Source organism: Rickettsiales bacterium Ac37b, assembly GCA_000746585.2.
GTDB lineage: Bacteria > Pseudomonadota > Alphaproteobacteria > Rickettsiales > Arcanibacteraceae > Ac37b.
The window spans coordinates 83,371-103,257 of the sequence record CP009217.2; the positions used below are offsets into that span (position 1 = coordinate 83,371).

General features: G+C 31.4%; 25 protein-coding genes and 1 pseudogene. 13 read left to right on the top strand and 13 right to left on the bottom strand.

Translation table 11 applies throughout. The features are described from left to right. Positions 1–205: 205 nt before the first annotated feature. The gene (locus NOVO_00415) at positions 206–541 is read right to left on the bottom strand and encodes a Bacteriophage head-tail adaptor (protein AIL64493.1); all 336 of its coding nucleotides are present in this window, start codon (positions 539–541) and stop codon (positions 206–208) included. A gap of 5 nt (positions 542–546) precedes the next feature. Further along, positions 547–1,086, bottom strand: a complete 540-nt coding sequence (locus NOVO_00420) for a Phage gp6-like head-tail connector protein (GenBank protein ID AIL64494.1) — start codon at positions 1,084–1,086, stop codon at positions 547–549. Between the two features lie 28 nt (positions 1,087–1,114). Between NOVO_00420 and NOVO_00425 the strand changes: the two genes are divergently transcribed. Beyond that, the gene (locus NOVO_00425) at positions 1,115–1,621 is read left to right on the top strand and encodes a hypothetical protein (protein AIL64495.1); all 507 of its coding nucleotides are present in this window, start codon (positions 1,115–1,117) and stop codon (positions 1,619–1,621) included. A 4-nt stretch (positions 1,622–1,625) separates the two neighbouring features. Here the strand turns inward: NOVO_00425 and NOVO_00430 are convergent, their stop codons facing one another. The 3 genes from NOVO_00430 to NOVO_00440 all read right to left on the bottom strand — a co-directional run bounded on the left by NOVO_00430 (position 1,626) and on the right by NOVO_00440 (position 2,802). Then, a complete protein-coding gene (locus NOVO_00430) occupies positions 1,626–1,922 on the bottom strand; it encodes a hypothetical protein (GenBank protein ID AIL64496.1) in 297 nt (98 codons plus the stop codon). Between the two features lie 227 nt (positions 1,923–2,149). Then, positions 2,150–2,542: a hypothetical protein gene (locus NOVO_00435; GenBank protein AIL64497.1), complete on the bottom strand. Its 393-nt coding sequence runs from the start codon at positions 2,540–2,542 to the stop codon at positions 2,150–2,152. A gap of 50 nt (positions 2,543–2,592) precedes the next feature. Further along, positions 2,593–2,802 carry a hypothetical protein gene (locus NOVO_00440; protein AIL64498.1) on the bottom strand — a complete coding sequence of 70 codons (210 nt, stop codon included), beginning with the start codon at positions 2,800–2,802 and terminating at the stop codon, positions 2,593–2,595. A gap of 131 nt (positions 2,803–2,933) precedes the next feature. Here NOVO_00440 and NOVO_00445 point away from each other — a divergent pair. Both NOVO_00445 and ybaQ read left to right on the top strand, forming a co-directional pair. After that, positions 2,934–3,211 (top strand): annotated as a pseudogene (locus NOVO_00445) (pseudogene for Plasmid maintenance system killer protein). 11 nt (positions 3,212–3,222) lie between these two features. Further along, positions 3,223–3,525, top strand: a complete 303-nt coding sequence (gene ybaQ / locus NOVO_00455; protein ID AIL64501.1) for a putative HTH-type transcriptional regulator ybaQ — start codon at positions 3,223–3,225, stop codon at positions 3,523–3,525. Positions 3,526–3,529: 4 nt separating this feature from the next. Here ybaQ and NOVO_00460 read toward each other — a convergent pair whose 3' ends face one another. The 4 genes from NOVO_00460 to NOVO_00475 all read right to left on the bottom strand — a co-directional run bounded on the left by NOVO_00460 (position 3,530) and on the right by NOVO_00475 (position 6,452). Beyond that, positions 3,530–4,102 (bottom strand): hypothetical protein, encoded by a 573-nt coding sequence (locus NOVO_00460; GenBank protein AIL64502.1) that lies wholly within the window; start codon positions 4,100–4,102, stop codon positions 3,530–3,532. After that, positions 4,099–4,404 (bottom strand): hypothetical protein, encoded by a 306-nt coding sequence (locus tag NOVO_00465; protein AIL64503.1) that lies wholly within the window; start codon positions 4,402–4,404, stop codon positions 4,099–4,101. The genes NOVO_00460 and NOVO_00465 overlap by 4 nt, the downstream gene beginning before the upstream one ends. 112 nt (positions 4,405–4,516) lie before the next feature. Then, positions 4,517–5,713: a putative phage phi-C31 gp36 major capsid-like protein gene (locus NOVO_00470; protein AIL64504.1), complete on the bottom strand. Its 1,197-nt coding sequence runs from the start codon at positions 5,711–5,713 to the stop codon at positions 4,517–4,519. Positions 5,714–5,810: 97 nt separating this feature from the next. After that, the gene (locus NOVO_00475; protein AIL64505.1) at positions 5,811–6,452 is read right to left on the bottom strand and encodes a phage prohead protease, HK97 family; all 642 of its coding nucleotides are present in this window, start codon (positions 6,450–6,452) and stop codon (positions 5,811–5,813) included. A gap of 210 nt (positions 6,453–6,662) precedes the next feature. Here NOVO_00475 and NOVO_00480 point away from each other — a divergent pair, with 210 nt between their 5' ends. After that, entirely contained in the window at positions 6,663–6,884 is a 222-nt protein-coding gene (locus NOVO_00480; GenBank protein ID AIL64506.1) for a hypothetical protein, read from the top strand. A gap of 21 nt (positions 6,885–6,905) precedes the next feature. Continuing rightward, positions 6,906–7,109: a hypothetical protein gene (locus NOVO_00485; protein AIL64507.1), complete on the top strand. Its 204-nt coding sequence runs from the start codon at positions 6,906–6,908 to the stop codon at positions 7,107–7,109. A 276-nt stretch (positions 7,110–7,385) separates the two neighbouring features. On the opposite strand, the gene NOVO_00490 is transcribed toward NOVO_00485, so the two are convergent. Together NOVO_00490 and qacA are read right to left on the bottom strand one after the other, a co-directional pair. Then, positions 7,386–7,601, bottom strand: coding sequence for a hypothetical protein (locus NOVO_00490; protein ID AIL64508.1), 216 nt, complete (start codon positions 7,599–7,601; stop codon positions 7,386–7,388). A gap of 446 nt (positions 7,602–8,047) precedes the next feature. Further along, positions 8,048–9,604 carry an Antiseptic resistance protein gene (qacA, locus tag NOVO_00495; protein AIL64509.1) on the bottom strand — a complete coding sequence of 519 codons (1,557 nt, stop codon included), beginning with the start codon at positions 9,602–9,604 and terminating at the stop codon, positions 8,048–8,050. A gap of 193 nt (positions 9,605–9,797) precedes the next feature. Between qacA and NOVO_00500 the strand changes: the two genes are divergently transcribed. Then, positions 9,798–10,757, top strand: a complete 960-nt coding sequence (locus tag NOVO_00500; GenBank protein AIL64510.1) for an Integrase core domain protein — start codon at positions 9,798–9,800, stop codon at positions 10,755–10,757. 56 nt (positions 10,758–10,813) lie between these two features. Next, positions 10,814–10,945, top strand: coding sequence for a hypothetical protein (locus NOVO_00505; GenBank protein AIL64511.1), 132 nt, complete (start codon positions 10,814–10,816; stop codon positions 10,943–10,945). 213 nt (positions 10,946–11,158) lie between these two features. Here the strand turns inward: NOVO_00505 and NOVO_00510 are convergent, their stop codons facing one another. Further along, positions 11,159–11,572, bottom strand: coding sequence for a hypothetical protein (locus tag NOVO_00510; GenBank protein ID AIL64512.1), 414 nt, complete (start codon positions 11,570–11,572; stop codon positions 11,159–11,161). 162 nt (positions 11,573–11,734) lie between these two features. Here NOVO_00510 and ubiE point away from each other — a divergent pair, with 162 nt between their 5' ends. The 3 genes from ubiE to xthA_1 are packed head-to-tail and all read left to right on the top strand — an operon-like array spanning position 11,735 to position 14,816. Continuing rightward, positions 11,735–12,556 carry a Ubiquinone/menaquinone biosynthesis methyltransferase ubiE gene (ubiE, locus tag NOVO_00515; protein AIL64513.1) on the top strand — a complete coding sequence of 274 codons (822 nt, stop codon included), beginning with the start codon at positions 11,735–11,737 and terminating at the stop codon, positions 12,554–12,556. Between the two features lie 2 nt (positions 12,557–12,558). After that, positions 12,559–14,019 carry a putative ubiquinone biosynthesis protein UbiB gene (ubiB, locus tag NOVO_00520; protein AIL64514.1) on the top strand — a complete coding sequence of 487 codons (1,461 nt, stop codon included), beginning with the start codon at positions 12,559–12,561 and terminating at the stop codon, positions 14,017–14,019. Between the two features lie 5 nt (positions 14,020–14,024). Next, positions 14,025–14,816: an Exodeoxyribonuclease III gene (xthA_1, locus tag NOVO_00525; protein ID AIL64515.1), complete on the top strand. Its 792-nt coding sequence runs from the start codon at positions 14,025–14,027 to the stop codon at positions 14,814–14,816. A 38-nt stretch (positions 14,817–14,854) separates the two neighbouring features. Here xthA_1 and NOVO_00530 read toward each other — a convergent pair whose 3' ends face one another. Beyond that, entirely contained in the window at positions 14,855–15,469 is a 615-nt protein-coding gene (locus tag NOVO_00530; protein AIL64516.1) for a hypothetical protein, read from the bottom strand. A 281-nt stretch (positions 15,470–15,750) separates the two neighbouring features. Here NOVO_00530 and NOVO_00535 point away from each other — a divergent pair, with 281 nt between their 5' ends. The 3 genes from NOVO_00535 (at position 15,751) to NOVO_00545 (ending at position 19,886) form a co-directional block, all read left to right on the top strand. Then, entirely contained in the window at positions 15,751–16,005 is a 255-nt protein-coding gene (locus NOVO_00535) for a hypothetical protein (protein AIL64517.1), read from the top strand. A gap of 165 nt (positions 16,006–16,170) precedes the next feature. Further along, complete coding sequence (locus tag NOVO_00540; GenBank protein ID AIL64518.1) at positions 16,171–17,001, top strand: hypothetical protein; 831 nt, start codon at positions 16,171–16,173, stop codon at positions 16,999–17,001. An 8-nt stretch (positions 17,002–17,009) separates the two neighbouring features. Further along, entirely contained in the window at positions 17,010–19,886 is a 2,877-nt protein-coding gene (locus tag NOVO_00545; protein AIL64519.1) for a hypothetical protein, read from the top strand. Position 19,887: the final 1 nt, after the last annotated feature.

Consider the following 19,887-nt stretch of genomic DNA (forward strand, 5'->3'; position numbering starts at 1 on the left):
ATAGCTCAAAGCTCCTCGTCCCAAATACGACTTAATTTACTGTATATAAATTCAAATCTTCTTTACCTTACCTACAGGAGGGACCCTAGGAAAATTTTAGTTTCCTAGGGCAACGGGTGGGTAAAGCAATTATTTTATACTCCTTCATGCACTGAAAACTTATGGCTTTTTAAGGATTAGGCCTACAGGAGAAGTGAAATATATATTATTCTTTCGCTATAATTTTTAATATTTTATTTTCTTCTAACTCATTGATAACATTTTGGATATTAAAAAAGCGTTCTTTATAAACAACACGCATCTTACAAGTAATCCCTGGAATATAACGCATAATAAATTTATAATAATTAGAAGTGATAATTTGATTAGTATATATATGTTCTGCAGATAATGGTATTTCAAGAGGCAATACATACGCAAAAACTTTTATTACATCTACCCAATTAGCTGTGGTTCCACCACTATCGTCTATTATTTCATAAGACTTTTGGATAGTTATACGACTACGTAACTTAGATGAAAGATTATATTGATTTTTCATATGATTTAAATTTTCAGCTTTTTATAAGAGTTATAAATTAATTTTACACTTTCAGGCATAGATAATTCCCCTCCACGATTATCATATAAAGCCGCAAGATGCATAAGCATGGCTTGACGTATGGCAGGAGGTATATCCAGCACCTTATCTCCAAAACCAGCCTGATAGGTTATAACTGAAGGAGAGTGGTATGTATCACGAATATGTAATGTATTGTGATCTGGCTGCAGGGTGTAATCAGATTTTTTCAGCTCAATGAACGAATTATTATTAATTATTTTTACAGATTTAATTTCCTGTATAGGACCATATGGAAGGTTAACATATATACCAGTTTTAGGCAGCGTAACTTGTAAAATACCTGTAAATAATGATAGTTTGGTATAATTTATGGCTGTATCATATGTACATCTGATTAGATTCAGTATAAAATTGTCATCATAGTTATGTTCTATTCGTAAATATAATTTTGCTTCCTCTAAGGAAACAGGCAGAATATTTGGCGAAGATAAAAATTTTATATTAAATTTAAGATGAGAAAACATTTATTGCCTATTTTTTTAAGGTTTACTTATGAGTACTAAATTATTAATAATATTAATGCATTTATTAATAATTATTATGTCAAATCGAGCATATGGATATATAGAACCTTCTGAAATGATACGCACTTGGGATGATGTAAAACATTTATTAAGGCAACGTAATATTGATTATTTTACTATTAACTTAATAGAAATTGATAATTACTGCGCATCACAAATTAGATCTTCTGATTCTATAGCACTTAATATATGTCGTTATGAAACAGCGGTAAGTACTACCTTGTATAATAATGATAAAAAAATTTGTACCAACAATGCTGAAAAAGAATTCCCCTCTAGTTTAGTCAACAATACTAATATACCTCCCATGATGACGTCTATAGATGTAAAAGGTAATATAACTATTACTTATATTTCTGTGCCGATTTACGATAATAAAGCACTTGAAATCGATCGTAATAAATCCTTCCAAAAATGCATGCAACAATTAAAGTGGAAAAATCCTTATGACTGGAAAAATGGTCAAATTGAATAATAATTTATAATAACTTTAAGGCTGTAACTATCATCGAAATTAAACATGCCATCATCGTCCCAAGCCTTATAGTCATACGTAATTCTAGCTTTTGTATTTCTTGTTTTACGCTTTCAATTTCTTTCTGCATAACCTTTGTCATTTCATAAATATCCTCTTTAGTTATTACATTTGATATAATTTTTTGTTTTATATCATACACCACTTCAACAATTGCTTCCGCTTGTCGTTCCGAAATATCATTTTGCATTAGTTTTTTTATAAAACCATGGGTATTAAAATCATAAGCATTAGCTATCATATATAACTCTTTATTAGGGATGTATAACTTATTGGAATGAAAAGAAAAAATTGTAAAAGAGGCTATATATACATAATATATACTCCTCTTTTGTCATGAACGCAAAAGCGGTAATCTAATAATGTCCCAGACTCATGAAATACCCGTTTATATGGGTATGACCTCATCTAATGCTCACTATAGTGAAAACAGTTTAAGTTTTATAATCAAATTTTTTGGAAAGGCTTTTATACGTTTAGTCTATAAGATCCTGAAATTTTACGCTCACACTTATTAATATTTTCAAGAGAAGAACGCACAGCTTGCATACACATATCATAAATACTTTGATAACAATCACTTAAATGAGTGTTACTATCGACATAAGATTGTGCTTGTCTGTGAGCACAATCTGCACATGTTTGCTCGAATAAATATTCTCTATGAAGAATTTCTCGATCAACTTCAAGTTTTTTATTACTATTTTGCTGAGTAAATTCTGAATGCTTATTGTTCAAAGAAGCAGAATCTATATTATAAGATTTATCTGCAGGCAAAGCCTCATCACTAGCTAAATTAACTAATGATGCACTATAATTACTAAAGATACCTATATTATCTTTAAAATTACTAACCTTCATACCTACCTCTAATACACTTTATTACATTTTGTAACATTTCTTATAAATAATCAAGTACTTTTTTCATAATCAGGGAATAATTTTTGTAATATTTCTAGTTGGGTACGAGTTATACGCTTAGGTTGGTATAACAATTCACGGTTATTTAATAATATCTTAAGTTCTTTTATAGTCATATTCCAAAAGTGATTAGGAGCTATGCCTAGATCACCCACTGCTACCAGGAATAGCTTGATCCATAATTCTTTATGAGTTTCCATATAGTTCTTTTTTTACAATTTATATAAAATATTAAAGACTTTGTCATAATATAGCTTCTTTTTAATTTACTATAATATTGACACTTGAGTAGTTATAGGTTACAATAACCTTATGAAAATTAGGTTGGAATATGATAATAACTTTTAAACATAAAGGGTTAAAGAATTTTTTCTATAATGGTGATTCCACAAAAATACAACCTAATCATATAAAAAGATTGAGGTTATTATTAGCAAATTTAAATGCCTCAACATATATAGAAATATGAATCTGCCAGGAATAGCTTTACACAAATTACATGGTGATAAAGCCAATTTTTGGGCAGTTAGTATAAATGGTAATTGGCGCCTTATATTTCGTTTTGAAAATGGAGACGCTTATGATGTTGACTATTTAGATTATCATTAGAGAGGTTTAATATGTTTAATCCCCCACATCCTGGCGAAATATTAAAAGAGTTTTATTTAGAACCTTTAGATTTAACCATCACTAAATCTGCAGAATATCTTGGCATTACTAGAAAAACTTTATCCTCGTTAATTAATGGTAATTCTGGTATTAGTCCAGAAATGGCACTGCGCCTATCTAAGGCCTTTGCCAATTCTAATCCGGAATATTGGCTTAATCTGCAACAACAATATGATTTATGGAAAGCCAAACAACATATAGATACAACTAATATAAAAATACTTATTCCTTCATCTTCTATTGAAAAAAAATAATAATCTAGCGCAAACTTAAATTATATATTGCCCTAGTTAGTTCTCTTAATTGTTGGTTATGGTTTTTACCAAAACCATTATTAGCAGTAGAATTAACATTTAATACTACATTAATAGATTGTCGTTTTGAAGACATATAATTATTTGCAGTAACTATCCCGCTTGTATGGGGAGTAAATAACTCAGGCCCCTTTTCTCCTACTAAATAACTTTTTCCTACTGCAATATTGCCACCTATAGCTCTACCTTCATTCCAAAAATTACTTAATATCTTTTCTAGAAAACCAAAAATATTAGATTTGCTAAACGAGTTAGTACTAGAATTAATCACAGCATTACCTAATTGCTGACCAATATTTTCTGCTAAATTTTTTGCTAATTTATTTAATATATTCATTGCATCTGTAGTAAGTTTTAGTTCTGACTTAACAGGCATAAGTTTTTGTTTAATATTATCTAAGCTTGGAGAAAGATGATCTATTAATCCCTTTAAAGCCTTATATTCATCTGCTAAGGCACTATAGTTACTGGTGTCAAAAAGATCTTTTCCCTTGTCACTATGCTTATAACGTCTCATATACATAATCCTGCTTCTAAAAATTTACATATTATCTTAAATAAAGAAGCAATATCTTTTTGCTTAATCAGTTCTTCTAAATTTTCAGGCAAATTATTATTTTCCGCATGTTTTATACCTATTTTAATAATAGCTATCTGTTCTTGGATTAAGATTCCTTGTTCATCTAGCTTGCTTAACAATAAGATTAAACTTTTCCCTATTTCATTTTCTATTTCACATAAAGCTTGGAAAGTAGGACGTAAATTATATGTTTTCCCAGCGAGTTCTATATTAATTTCACCACGATATTGATTTGGCATTATGATACCCTAATTTTAGGTTGCAAGAATAGTACATGAACTTGTTTTAGAGAACAACTATAGTAAAAGAAGTTAAATATTTATTACTTGGAGTGATAAGCAAAACCTACAATTACTCTGCTAGTTTAAGAATTTTTATAGCTTCATAATTCACTACATCACCTCCAACACGTTTAGTAGTATAAAATTTTACAAAAGGCTTTTCTGTAAACGGATCACGCAATACCCTAACACCCATACGGTCTACAATTTTATAAGCTTTATTAAAATCTGCCAGCACTATAGATAAACTTCCTTTACTTGCCATTGGCATATCATTTGCTTCAGCAACTGGTAGTCCAAGGAGCGTTGAAGGCGTGCCAAGTGTCAAGCCTGGACTCCATAAATATTGTTTACTTACAGGATCTTTAAGTGTTCTAATAGTTTGTAACAAACTACGATGCATTAAAAAGGTAGCTTTAGATGCATATTGATCTTTTAATGCAAAGAATAAGAAAAATAATGACTCTACGGTAAAATCAGCATTTACACCAGAATTAATTTGCTCAATTTTGCCCCATTCCTTACCATGATCGTAGCTCAGAATTCCACGTGGCTTTCCTTCTCCATTACCACTTATAAAGCTTTGATTTTCTTTGGTAGAAAAAATATCTATTAATTTATTTATTAACCATTTTTCAATATTAATATTTGCATCATCTATTAGTTTTTGAGTTGCCTTAGGCTGCGCATATAATTCATGAACTGATATTCTTTTTTTATTTATTTTAGGAGTTTCGGTTTCTGATACAGGGCCTATTTCATTTGCCCATCCTGCCTCAGCCTGATTATAATCTTCTATTATATCTAAACTATCGGTAGAAATAGTCTCACTAGAAGCTAATTGTCTTATTGGTGATTTTTCAGTCAAAACTTGAATAATAGATTTTGATATAGATGGAGTTACTAAATACCCTCCATCTGCATCAGATGCAACAGACATAGATTTTCTTTGGATAGCTTGTAAAGCCTTATCACTACCAGTTCTGAGATAATTTATAAAAGCTGATTTATGTTCAGTATTACTAGAACTTATATTGTAATCTTGATTATTACAGAGTGATGGACGCATGGTAGCTATTTCCATAGTTGCTACACGTGCTTTACATTCATCAAGTGTATTATTAATTTTTCTCAATTGCTCTTCAGTAAGAGGATCCATAACTCCTTTTTTTTCTAATTCACTAAGTCTTCTATTATTCACTGACATAAATTCTTGCCAGGCTGATTTCATTTCTTCTACTGTATTTGCTATATTAGTTATAAGCATTTTTTTGCTCCTATGGTTAGTTATTAATAATCAAGAGGTAATTTTTAAAATATGGTGAAGAATTTTATAGATAGAATTATAGTTTTTTTTCAGCTTCCTAAGTAGATAAGAATGATAAGCAAAACCTACTTTTTGTTAAGTTAGCAAAGAGTAATGTATATTCTAATTCACATAAAGAAACTATAGTGTTTAATATCTTAACTGATTCTTTTGCTAAGGTACTTAATCTATTTAACTCTGAATAAATTGAGTTATCACAATTAATTTCATAGTTTTTTAAATTAGTAATACCAGCATGTATATTAGCTGGAAAGGTTACCAGACTAATTTCCCATAAATTAATTTTTGTGAGTATTCTTGTTTTAGAACTCTTATCAAATTCATATTCTACAGGCGTATATCCTATACTAAGCCCATTGATAGCACCTGATTTTAATAAATCATATGCCTCACGTGCTTTTTGTATCTTTAACAAAAGTTTTGCTTCTATATATAAGCCATACTTATCTTCAGCAATCAAATTAAATATTCCTATAGGTTTATCTTGTTGATGCTGCCACAATAATTTTATCTGATTATTGTTGTAGTGGTTTTGAATGCTCTCTTTAAATGCTCCATAACATATACAATCATTTTGTTTATCTTGTACGCTAAATACACTCGCATATCCAGATATAATACCTTGATCATCAAAATTCTTAAGTGATAATGGAAAATTTCTATAGTTATTAATTTGCATTTTATGTGCGTCCTTTTATTAAAAGTGAGTATACTGCATCATTTTTGCAACAGTTTTTATAAATCACTTGAATAATTTTTTCTATCTTTTGTAACTTCTTGAATTTTTTGTTAATAATATATACACAATATATTGCTTATAGGTTTTTCGCCTGTGAGTATAACTCGTGCAGTTTTTTGCATAAGTTAGATTTTTATAATCACGAGGAATATGAAACACTGTTATCTTATCTTTACTTTTATTGTGTTGTTCTGCTCTGTTGCACATGCTACGGTGGTAGATCTTCCAGACGGAGCCGGCCAAATTGATATTACCAATAGGGTAGTAACAGTTTTGACAAAAAAAGCAATTCCTGATGGTGAATACATTGTGATTGTAAATGGTAAAAAAGTAGTTGTTGTCTTCTCCGGTGGTAGAGGTATGTTAAAATAATTTTAGTATGGAGTTCTAAAAATGAAAAAGTCTTTAGCTGTGGTTGCTCTTTCTGCTTTAATATCATTAGCTTCTAACGTTGTTTTTGCTGATGATACAACACCAGCTTGTTCAGAAATCAATGGCGTTGTTTCACTTAATGGTGCTACAGACGGTTCTTGTGTTGACACTAAAGGTGTTGTGCACACTTTTAAAGACAACAAAGAAGTTGAAGCTAGCAACTAATCAAAAAAATTCCGATCTTAATACCATTATTAAGATCGGTTTTTACTTACTATTAGTGAATTAATTTGAATTAAAACTACTAATAGTTTTATTTATTAACTATTTTGTATATAGTATAGACTTGTTACTATAGATTATTTTGCATCTTATATTTATTTATAACTGTAAAATTCTTTTTATGGAAGTATATTTTTAGTTAAATTGTATTATTTAATACTTCTTTATCGTTCCAGCAAAGTATTATTGGTAAATTAAGTTGTATTGGTAAAAAAGTAATTATTCTTTCTTTCCACGGATATAAGCAAGAGTGCTGTAATCAGGAGCATCTAAATCAAGCTGCATTAATTTAAAGCTAGATTCAACTAACCCTTGAGTTTGACGATAAGGAAGGTGATAAAATTCTCGTATCAGTAAGCAAGTTTCTATGGCAATAGGGCTATATATCATTTTACCTCCGGCAATCCTTGTACCATGATAAATCCATTTGCTCATAGCCTCTTTAGAAAGATAGAAATTTATTCTTGCTATATTTTTCAATTTCTGATTATACTGTGACCAGTTGCGTTCTTTTCGGTATTTGTAGATAAAATAAAAAAATAACGCAACTACACCTATTTTTTACAATTTTGTCCATTCTTTTTATCTAACTTTCTTTAACTCATTCTCTTTTTTCATACTACAGCTTAACCATGCAACAAAGCCCCCCCCCCCCCCTAGGGGAGAGATGAAATATATATTATAGTCTTTATATGCTTTTTAACCTATCCATTAAGAAAAGGTCTTGTAAAGCTTTGCTTTCCGAGGGTGAGGGTTTAATAAATCTAATTATTTAATATACCCCTCATCCGCTCAAAACTGAAGTTTTTCACGACTTCTCCAAATAGGGACAAGTGAAATATATAATGAGTGAAACTTACTTTTTGTTAGTTATTTATACATTAATGTGAAGGAGTTGATACTTTGAAAGGCGGCAAGAAATACATGGTTAAACAAGCTGCAATCAACATTATTATACCTAGAATAATGCCTACTATATCAAATGCATTTATAAAGGCGATATTAGCTTCTCTGATTAATTCCTCCGCAAGTGAAAATGGTAATTGGTGAGCAACAATTATTCCTTCACCAATTGAATCGCGAGCTATTGTTGCCATTTCCCTGGATACACCCTTAGGTATTATTATACTAGTACTATATATAAAAGATGTAATACTACCAATAACAGCTATACCTAGTACATTACCTAATTCATATGCAGTTTCTTGTAATGCCGCTGCTCCTCCTGCTCTCTCTGCAGGAGCTGTAGCCATAATCACTGATACAGTAGTAGAAAGACATAGGCTTACTCCTATACCAAGTAGTGCAAAATATATAGCATTTGAAAGTAAATCTTCATTGTTTAATATGCTTGGTAAAATAAGTGATATAGTAATAAATATAAGTCCACTAAATATTACTATACGTGCAGTAAACCTTACAAGTAAATATGGCATAATAAAAGCTGTAATTAAAGCAGAAACTGTTACAGGTGAAATATAAAGACCTGCATATAAAGGGCTAAGCCCTTTAATAAACTGTAACCATAAGGACATTAAATACATTATAGAACCTAATGCACAAGTAGTAAGCAAATAAACTATAATTCCTACACTAAAATTGTTAATTAAAAATAAACGTATATCTACCAATGGATCTTTACTTTTAAGCTGTCGTAAAGTAAATAGTGTCATTAATATAATACCAATTAAGAGCATTCCACCAGAAGCTAAATTCATAATTCCATATTTAGATGATACTTTAATACCCTGAACTAGGGCAGCCATCCCAAAAAACGATTCAAATACCCCTAGCCAGTCCCAAGGTTCATTACTAGGAGTAGACGATTCAGGAATTTGTATTATGCCAAACGCAATAATTGCAAATGCAATAGGAGCATTAACAAAAAATGCTGATTGCCAACTTAAAAACTCAACTAATATTCCTCCTAGCACAGGTCCTATAGCTGCCCCTACACTTGCCATTATTCCCCACACAGATATTGCAATCATACGTTCATGCGCATCAATAAAAATGTTACGCAATATAGATAAGGTAGAAGGCATAATCATTGCACCGCCGAGACCAAGTAAAGCACGGCATAATACTAATCCCCAAGGGTTATGAAACACATAGACTAACATTGAAGCAATAGCAAAAACTACAAGCCCCCAAAGTAATAATTTTTTACGACCAAATCTATCTCCCAAAGCCCCTGTTGTGATGAGTAATCCTGATAATACTAGCGCATAAGCATTTATAATCCATAATTGCTGTAAATTAGATGGCTCTAAATCAAGAATTATAGTAGGCATAACAGTATGCAAAATGGTTGCATCCATTGATACCAATAGTAAGCAAATGCTTAAAATAATTAAAATATGCCATCTAAATTTATGAGAGGGTAATTCAGTATTTTGTATTTTGGACGTCATTTCTATTACATTTTTATATTGCACCAATTAATATTGTTATTAATAATATAAGATTAACTTTAATAATATATTAATGATTTATATCTTCTCAATAAAAGATAATTTAGTAAATTTTAATTACTTCTGCATACATACTAGGTGTACAATTTCAAGGGTTGATGGAAGAAAAAAAGAGTATATAATTAAGAGCTAGGGATATAATTAATTTGGAGGAATTGTGGGACAAATATTACATGGCTGCGCCACGACTACGCACGCAATTAGAAAAGAATTACAGCGATCGCAAGCTACGATCAAAGAATTAAGTGAACAATATAATATTAACCCTAAAACTGTGATAAAATGGCGTCAAAGAAAAGAAGAAGGAGTAGAAGATCGCTCTAATGCTCCTAAAAAAGCAACTACTATTTTGAAGCCCGAAGATGAAGCTTTGATTATTGCTTTTCGTAAGTCTACGCAATTACCTTTGGATGATTGCTTTGATGCACTTATTAAAGAAATACCTTATTTAACTCGTTCAAATCTTTACCGATGCCTTAAACGGTACGGTTTATCTTGTTTACCCAAAGAAGATAATATCAAAGAGAAGAAGAAATTTAAGGCTTATGAAATAGGATTTATGCATCTTGATATCACAGAAGTAAGAATTGGTGAGGGAAAATTTTACATATTTGTGGCAATATGTAGAGTGAGTAAATTTGCTTATGTTGAGCTGCATAATAATAGCAATGGCGATACTACAGTTAATTTTCTTGATAACTTGGTAAGTAGCTGTCCCTTTAAGATACATACCATATTAACTGATAATGGTGTTCAATTTGCTTACAATGGTTTAGCCAGGTACAGAGCTCCTAAAGCAAGACATAGATTTGATCTAAAATGTAAAGATTACGGTATCAGGCATCGCACAACAAGGCCTTATAGTCCAAGTACCAATGGTCAAGTAGAAAGAATGAATAGGACTATAAAAGAAGCTACTACTAAGAAGTATCATTATACTAGTAGAGAAGAGTTAGATAGTCATCTACAAGCTTTTGTTATGGCTTATAATTATGCTAAAAGGCTTTCTTCTATTGCTAGAAAAACGCCTTTTGAAATGATCTTGACTTGTTACACACAAAATGCTAATAATTTTAGAATTAATCCTAACCATCAACTACTGAAACCGTACACCTAGGCTAAGAATAAAGCGAAGCCATATTAGTACTCCAAAATGGTAGAGATGTAATAGTAATGATGGCTATCGAAGATTATAAGAAATTGTCTAAACAAATGATTAAATCTTTTCAAGAATTTTGTGACACTGTTGGAAGTAAAGCTATTGCTAAAGGTATGACTGAAGAAGAGCTAGGAATATTACAATAATTACGCCTGCAGAGTTTTATGTGGGGATTCTAAATATAAAACATATAGAAGATATTAAGTGTAATGTTCCAGGCTCATGAGATACCCGTTTTCACGGATATGACATCATTTTTTGCTCATTACTTACATTTTTTGTCCAAGAGTATAATAAATAGTAGTAGAGCTTTGAGCTAACTGTGTCTCGAATCTAAATCAATTTACTATGTATATTGTTTAAGCTGCAGGAGCAACATCTATTGTATCGCTCTCACCCCTTAATATAATATCCTGATTAGAATAGCATTTATAATAAATACCCAAAGTAATAATCCCCCCTAAGGTGAGGACAGGTAAATAGCTAAATGATTGCACATAATCCTTATATTCTTGGTTTATTTTATAATATCTCCAATCATTCTCAGTCATATAATGGATAATACATGATTCATCATCCAAGGGCGGTACAGTTTCATAAGGATATAAGTAAATATTACCTTTACAGTCTGTTTTTACAGACTCAAACCATTTTTTACATTTTATCTGGTCTGGAAGTAGGTTTTCTAAATTATGTAAATTATGTTCTAATATATAAGTAAGTATAAAATCACATCCAGTATAAGTATCTATGGCGTCACATTGCATATTCATAATTTATTAATAGTATGTAATATATATTAAACATTAACGTTTAATATATATTATATATAATGTCAAATAAAATTTTGCTTAATATAGCAAAACTTACGTAGGTAGAAAATTTATCTTTACAACCTAGTATATCTATTATAGACAAATAGTATAGAGTTAGTTGTGTTTGCCTTAATTATAACATTGAGACATGGTAGGAAGTTGGACATTAAAAATCATATAGATCCTGCAATAAATGTAGAATATACGCATTTTGGATATCAACAGGTAAAAAGTAGTGCAAAACCTGAGATGGTAAACCATGTTTTTAATTCTGTGGCTAACAAATATGATTTAATGAATGATATTATGAGCTTTGGCCTCCATCGTCTTTGGAAACAAAGGATGCTACAACTTCTTCCCAATTATAATGCCTCTCTTTTGGATGTAGCGGGTGGAACTGCTGATATATCAATGTTATATTATAAATATGCTAAGCAAAATAACTGTTCTCCTAATATTACTATATGTGATATTAATTATAAAATGCTTGAATTTGGACGGGATAAATTAATTAATAATAGTATATTATCAGGTATAAATTTTGTATGCGGTAATGCAGAAAAATTACCTATAGATGATATGACTTTTGATTATTATACGATTGCCTTTGGTATTAGGAATACTGTAGACATTAGCTCTGTATTAAAGGAAGCATATAGGGTTTTAAAGCCTGGTGGAAAATTTGTTTGCTTAGAGTTTTCTGAAGTTAATAATCGTTTATTAAGCTCATTATATGACTATTATTCTTTCAATATCATACCTTTATATGGGAAAATCTTTGCCCAAAATCAGGAAGCATATCAATATTTAGTAGAAAGTATTAGAAATTTTCCTAACCAAAAAACCTTTGCATTGATGATAGAAAAAGTAGGTTTTAAGTTTGTTAATTATCATAATCTAAATCATGGTATTACTGCTTTACATTATGGTTATCGGATCTAAAAATGTTTACATGTATTAGCAACTATTTAAGACTAGCTCAAATTATCTTTATATTATTTAAAAATCTATATAGTTTTTTACCTTTTATTCCACGCTTCTTAAAAATCCAGTCTAAATATAGATTAGGGCAAAAATTATCCCAATCTTTTGAAGAGTTAGGTCCAATATTTATTAAATTTGGGCAATCTCTTTCAACACGGGCTGATATTGTAGGATCAGAGGTTACAGAAGATTTGGCTAATTTAAGAGATCGATTAACACCATTTGCGTTTGAAATCGCTAGCGATATCATTGAACAAGAATTCCATCAAAAAATTTTAGAACTGTATTTAGAATTTAATCCTATCCCTATTGCTTCTGCTTCAATTGCACAAGTGCATCAAGCAGTTAACTTGAGGGGAGAAAAAGTTGCAGTAAAAGTCCTACGGCCTGGAATAGAAAAGGCTTTCGCGCGTGATATAAGGCTATTCTATTATTTAGCAAGGATAGTTAACAAATTCCACCCACGTCTTAAAAGGCTTAAATTGCTAGAAGTCATTGATACTTTTGCAGCAACAGTCAAAATGGAAATGGATCTTCGTCTTGAAGCTGCAGCTGCAGATGAATTAAAACATAATCTGTTGAATGACTCTTCAGTTTATATTCCAACCATAGACTGGCAGCTTACTTCACGAAAGGTATTAACTTTAGAATGGATAGATGCAATTTCTATTGATAATAAAGAGGAGCTCATTCAGGAGGGACATAATTTAAAAGACCTGGCAGCTAAATTATCTATTTGTTTTTTTAATCAAGCATATCGTGATGGTTTTTTTCATGCAGACTTACATCATGGAAATATATTAGTTAATAATCAAGGGCAATTAGTTTTCATAGATTTTGGTATAATGGGTCGCCTAGACTATGATACTCGCGTTTATGTTGCAGAAATTCTTAAAGGTTTTCTAGAACGTGATTACTTACATGTAGCACATATTCATATCAAAGCTGGATATGTACCAAAACACCATTCAATTGCAACCTTTGCGCAAGCATGTAGATCAATAGGAGAGCCTATTATAGGATTACCAGCTAAGCAGATCTCGGTAGGTAAATTATTAGCACAGCTTTTTAAAATTACTGAAGATTTTGAAATGGAAACACAGCCTCAACTATTACTACTTCAAAAAACATTAATAATAGTAGAGGGTGTTGGTAGTAGTCTTGATCAGGAAGTAAATATGTGGCAGTTAGCTGAGCCATGGATAAAACAATGGGCTTCTAAAAATTTAGGATTTGATATGCGCTTTATACAAGCAGGAAAAAAGCTAATAAATTTTATTGACTATAAATTACCTGCATTACTTGATGCTAAATCACAAAATATATTTATAGAAAATAAAATCAATAACAGTGGCGCATACATTATCTCTATTATCACATCTATTATTATATCGTTATTAGTCATCTATTTTATAAAGTAAGAAATATGCGTATAGTCACATGGAATATTAATTCAGTCAGATTAAGATTAGAAAATCTATCTAAATTATCTTCAGAAATCTCCCCAGATATTATTTGTTTACAAGAAACCAAAGTACGAGATTCTGAATTTCCTTTTGAATATATTAGTAACTTAGGTTATCCATATATAGCAATTTGTGGTGAAAAATCTTACAATGGTGTCGCCATATTATCTCGTATCAAATTTGAAAATATCCAATTTTTAAAACTCGTACATCAAGATGCCTGTCGGCATATTTCCGTAGATTTGCCAGATAATACCACTTTACATAATTTCTATGTACCTGCAGGTGGAGATATTCCTGATTCTAATTTAAATCCACAATTTGCCTATAAATTATCTTTCTTGGATCATATGACCGAATTATTTAGCCATCCAATACAGGCGCAAAAAAAACTTATCCTGGTTGGCGATTTAAATGTAGCTCCTTTAGAACACGATGTGTGGTCCCATAAGCAATTACTTAAAGTAGTTAGTCACACACCTATTGAGGTAACAAAGCTTTCTAACCTACAAAAAACTCTAAACTGGTATGATGCTAATAGATTTTTTATACCCAAAGACCAAAAGCTATATAGTTGGTGGAGTTATCGTAACCGTGATTGGCGTAAATCCGATCGCGGAAGACGTTTAGACCATATCTGGTTTACTCCACAGCTTTTTGATAATTTAAAAAACGCTTATATTTTAAAAAATGCTCGCGACTGGATTTTACCTTCAGATCACGTACCTGTAATAGCTGAATTTAAAATATAATATATAATTACTTAGATTTTTAGATCATTGCCTATCTTTTATTGAATAATTCCAAAAAATGTTGGGGTAATAAAATTAATAATACTCTCAAAAGTATCAGCGTAAATCCATTTACAATCGTCAAAGTGATATTCTACATCATTATAAATAGATAATTTATTATCACTAAAACTATCTGCTAATGAGATGTTATGCGGTAGTAAAATTTCTTCGTTTTTTTGATTCATCATTATAAAATCTTGATTCGTGAGATGTGCATTATTTTTCTTTTCCTCATATAAAGAAGATATTGTATATTTATTACTATAAGTGGGAAACATAAGGTATATATCTGAAAAATTTAGGTTAATATTTTCCTCGTATAAATATGGTGCTTCTTGTTCTATATTATCTTGAACGATGTAGGAAGATGAGAGATACTCAAGATCATTGATGTTGCATATATCGTCGCTTATCGCTTTACTGCTATTTGTAGCTTGTAGTTCTAATCTTAATGAAGAAGTTAAAGAAATGTTTTTTTCAGAGTTAGTATAGTCTATATGTGGAGATGGTATTTGTTTTAAAATTTGTTCAGTTTCTAATGTATCAAGATGTACGGGTAGTAGTTGTATACTATCACGTATTGCTTTTGTTAAGGTTCCAATTCTTGCCATTTACCGTTCCTTTAACTGTTTAGTGGTTAATACTATTTTTATTGTATAGTAAATTGATTTGAACTTGAGGACACAGTTAGCTCAAAGCTTTCATACTATTTGTAGGTTTTGTTCTATCTTAGACCTACTACCAAATACAACTTAATTTACTATAGCGGTTAAATGTTATAGTTTAAATTAGTATTTAATAATAAAAATTATCTTCAACATATACCCTTAAATAATTTTATGCAACTAATTATATTACATTTTGTAATAAATAGTTAATATGGTGTGATGAAATGTATTATATCAGTGAGCCGACCTTTAATTTTCAGAATCCGTTTGATGGTGGGCCAAAGGGTGGGGGGAACCCTCCTCCAACAGGACCTTCAGGTGGTGGAGGGTGGACTCCGCCCTCAGGCTATGGAGGAGGATGGGGAAGTTTTTGGCAGGCAGCAAGTGATTATATGAAGTTTGGCACGGCAAAACCACTTAGTCCCTTCATGCAAACTATGATGGATTATAAGCCAGCATATAATCAGTTGTATAAATAGCAAATAATACAATCTATAGTTGTATAAGTTCTAAGTATTGCAATCAAATATTATATATGTTACAAAGCAATTAATATTATTAATTAAGCATAGACTTTTTGTAATAATTATATTATATAAGTTTAAAATCTGGATTTTTAGTTACAAATTAATATGAGTCTATAAATGAAAAAACTAAATAAAAAATTTATCATTTGTTTAATGATAATTTTAGGTGGGTACAGCTATTACTATTATCAAAGTGGAGTTTTATATTTAACGTTAAATGATGGGAAAACTAAAGTACAGATTCCAAGAGAAATTGTAAGAGATGAGGATTGTACTAAATATAAAATATGGTTTGAAAAACATTTTACTCCGATGATGGCAAGATCAAATCGGTGTCCATGGGCTAAAGTAAAAGGTGCAATTGCAGAATTTGTACTAAATGGAGTTAACTTCTACATTCCAAGAGAATATTTATGGCAAAATTCTAGAGAACCAGATGGAGAAGTGGAATCTATTAATTTAATGTTTAAATATCCAGAAATGACTTCTGCAACTGGAGGAGAAGCAAATAGAGATTATAATGTGAGGGTATCTCTTGAATCTACGTATCAACGAGTCAACTGTAGGGAAGAGAATATATGTGATCAAGTAGGTCAAGAGAAATACGAACATAATACTGGTATAGATTGGAATAATAAAAATAATAAACCAAATATCATAAAAAAATTATATGAATTACCAAAAGAAAATTTAACAGCTTATGAAATTAATAACAAGCATGATTTTTTAATTAAAGGGGATCCTTTAAGACCTGATTATTGGCTTGATTGTGATGGAGGAAAATATGGGCCAAATTTTCATCCACATTGCGAAACCTATACTAATTATAATAATAAGTTCTATTTAAACTATTTTTTTAGTCGCCATTTTTTATTAGAAAAACATGATGATGTTAAAGCAAAAATATTAGAAAAAATAAACCAATTTCAACAAACACCAAGTTTATAGGTATAAAAATGAAAGAGCAATTTAATATTAATAAAATTACAGAATACAAAGAAAAATTAGAGCCTTATTTTATAAAAGTTAGAGATGAAAAACCTTTATCTTCTCAAGAAGTGGCAGCTTCAACTAAAATTGTGAATGAATATTATAATTATTTAGCAAATAGCGGTATTGCTTACGGAGGTCTTGCCAGAGATGTTGTAAATAATCATGGTTCTTTTGCAGGGCTAGCGAATAATCATTTAGAACATAGGGCTCTTCAAGAAGGAAAATCTATTGAGCAAATAGCGAATATTAAAAATAACATAAGAGTTGCATTGGCATATAATGATGCAAATCTAAGATCTGATAATAAAGAATCAATTAATGGACTTATAGGATATAATAAAATCGCCAATTATCACTATGATGCATTTGAAAAGCAAGGTTTAAGCAAATATGCGTGGGGAGGAACATTTTTTGAAGAATTTGCAGGAAGCGGCTCATGGATGGATTTAGGAGGATATGATAAATCGATAGATGTAAAACAGATAGATTTATTTAAAGCGGTATTAAATAATCAGTATTCTAACGGGGTGAGCGCCCATGAATGTATAAAAACTCTTTATAATATACCTATTGACCATTTTGGTGATTCCATAGCTGCTTCAGTATATAGAACTGTCATATCATCCGAACGAGTCTATAACCTTCTCCAAAAAACACATAACGGCTATTATGCCCCTGATGGTCACCTGTATGATTATAAGGAATATAAGACGCAAGTATTAGATAAAATGTTCATGAAACCAGCAGGAAACGATCATAATAATTTGGGTAATACGAACCTAGAACATCTGATGGCGGCAGTTGGGCTGGATTGGAATATATTATTTGAGGCGCAGGATAGGCAGACTGTGGCGAATATGCAGAATTTGGAGATGCTGCGGAATGGTCCAAATAGTTGGTGGAAGGATAAAGAAGGGGGAAGTAAAGGGCCAAGCTTTAATTTTCAGAATCCGTTTGATGGTGGGCCAAAGGGTGGGGGGAACCCTCCTCCAACAGGACCTTCAGGTGGTGGAGGGTGGACTCCGCCCTCAGGCTATGGAGGAGGATGGGGAAGTTTTTGGCAGGCAGCAAGTGATTATATGAAGTTTAGCACGGCAAAACCACTTAGTCCCTTCATGCAAACTATGATGGATTATAAGCCAGCATATAATCAGTTGTATGAAACTAAGCCATCTTTTCTATCGGAACCTAGCAAGTTTCAAGCTCCAACTGTTGGTAGTTATATCAGTGAGCCAAGCTTTTTATACGGTAATAATGAATATAATAATGAGTTATCGCAAGCAAGAAGCAGTTTTAAAAATCAATTAAAGAGTTGTTTGGGTAATAGCTATTGCACCGATGATTTACGTACGATAATGAACCGGGCAGTGAGTGGTGTATCTGACATGTTAGCTAGATATGCTATTACATCTGAATTAAGGAGAGAAGCAGGGTGGGGAGGAGGAAACTATGAGGAAAACCCTGGGTGGCTTGTTAGAGCAGGAATGGAGCATCAGAAATATGCATTAGGAAAGTGGACGCATCAGTTACGTAAAGATTTAGGCTATGCAGCTTCACATGTCAGCCCGCTAGTATTTGATTTAGCAGGAGATGGAATCAAGTTATACCCCTACACCCAAGGTGTATATTTTGATATAGATAATGATGGTTTTGCTGAGAAAATAGGGTGGGCATCTACTGAAGATGGGCAATTAGGCAGGGACTTAAATAGAAATGGTAAAATAGATGATATCACGGAACTATTTGGAGATGATTTAATATCTGCGTATTATAAGCTTTCGCTGCTTGATAGCAATAATGATAAAGTGATAGATCAAAAAGACGAGAAGTTTAATGAACTCTTAATGTGGCAGGATAAGAATTTAAATGGCAGGAGTGAACCTGAAGAACTAAATACTTTAAAACAGTTTGGCATAAAATCAATTTCTTTAGAAACCAAACCAGATGATCGCATCATTGAGGGAAACACTATTACTGAGACCTCAAGTTTTACCTATGAAGATGGCAGAACTTTTGAAGTTGCGGATGTGCATTACCATAATGATGATATGGATTCCTGGTATAAGGGAAAAGCAATCAAAGCTTCAGAGAGGGAAGATAAATTCGGTGATGAAATAGAAAAATTTAGAACGGAAGTGGCTAAAGCTTTAAATGAAGAAGCGCATAAACGCGAAGGAAAAGCTTCAAGTGAAGATTGGATTGCTATAACTCTTAAAGTAAAGGTTGAAGAATTTGTAACAAATTATAAGAAGCGCTATGATAAAGTGATGGATGAACTAGGTATTGATATAAATCAAGGCTATAGAAATAAGCTAGTGAATCATAGGCAGGAACAAGAGGGTAAAATTAAGAGCGTGCTTAAGGCGCAAAATGTTAAATACGCAGCAGAATTTGATAAAATGGAAGAGGAAATAATTGCAGAAATTAATAATAAAATTAAAGCAGAACAAGAGGCAATAAGTTCAAAATATCAGCAGAGCTATAATGCGGAGTATGAGCAGTTACTTGCAAATATAAATGCACAGTTACAAGTGGCAAATCAGGCTTCAGGTAATCATTTGATGAATCATTTTCAAGCACAGACGCATCAATATAATCAGGGTATTATGCAGCAACAGTATAACGAAGCTATCAATAGAGCAAGAGATGATAATTATGCTCGTTTTGAAAAAGAGTTAGAGATAAAAACAGCAGAATTAAAGAATAAATATGTTGATCTGATTCAGCTTGAGCAAGATCAAGTTGGTAAAAAATATGGGGCAGAGCATAAAATAAAAGTTATGGCATTAAGGGAAAATCTGCAGCAATCGCATTCACGAGAGGCGGATGAGCTGTTATAGT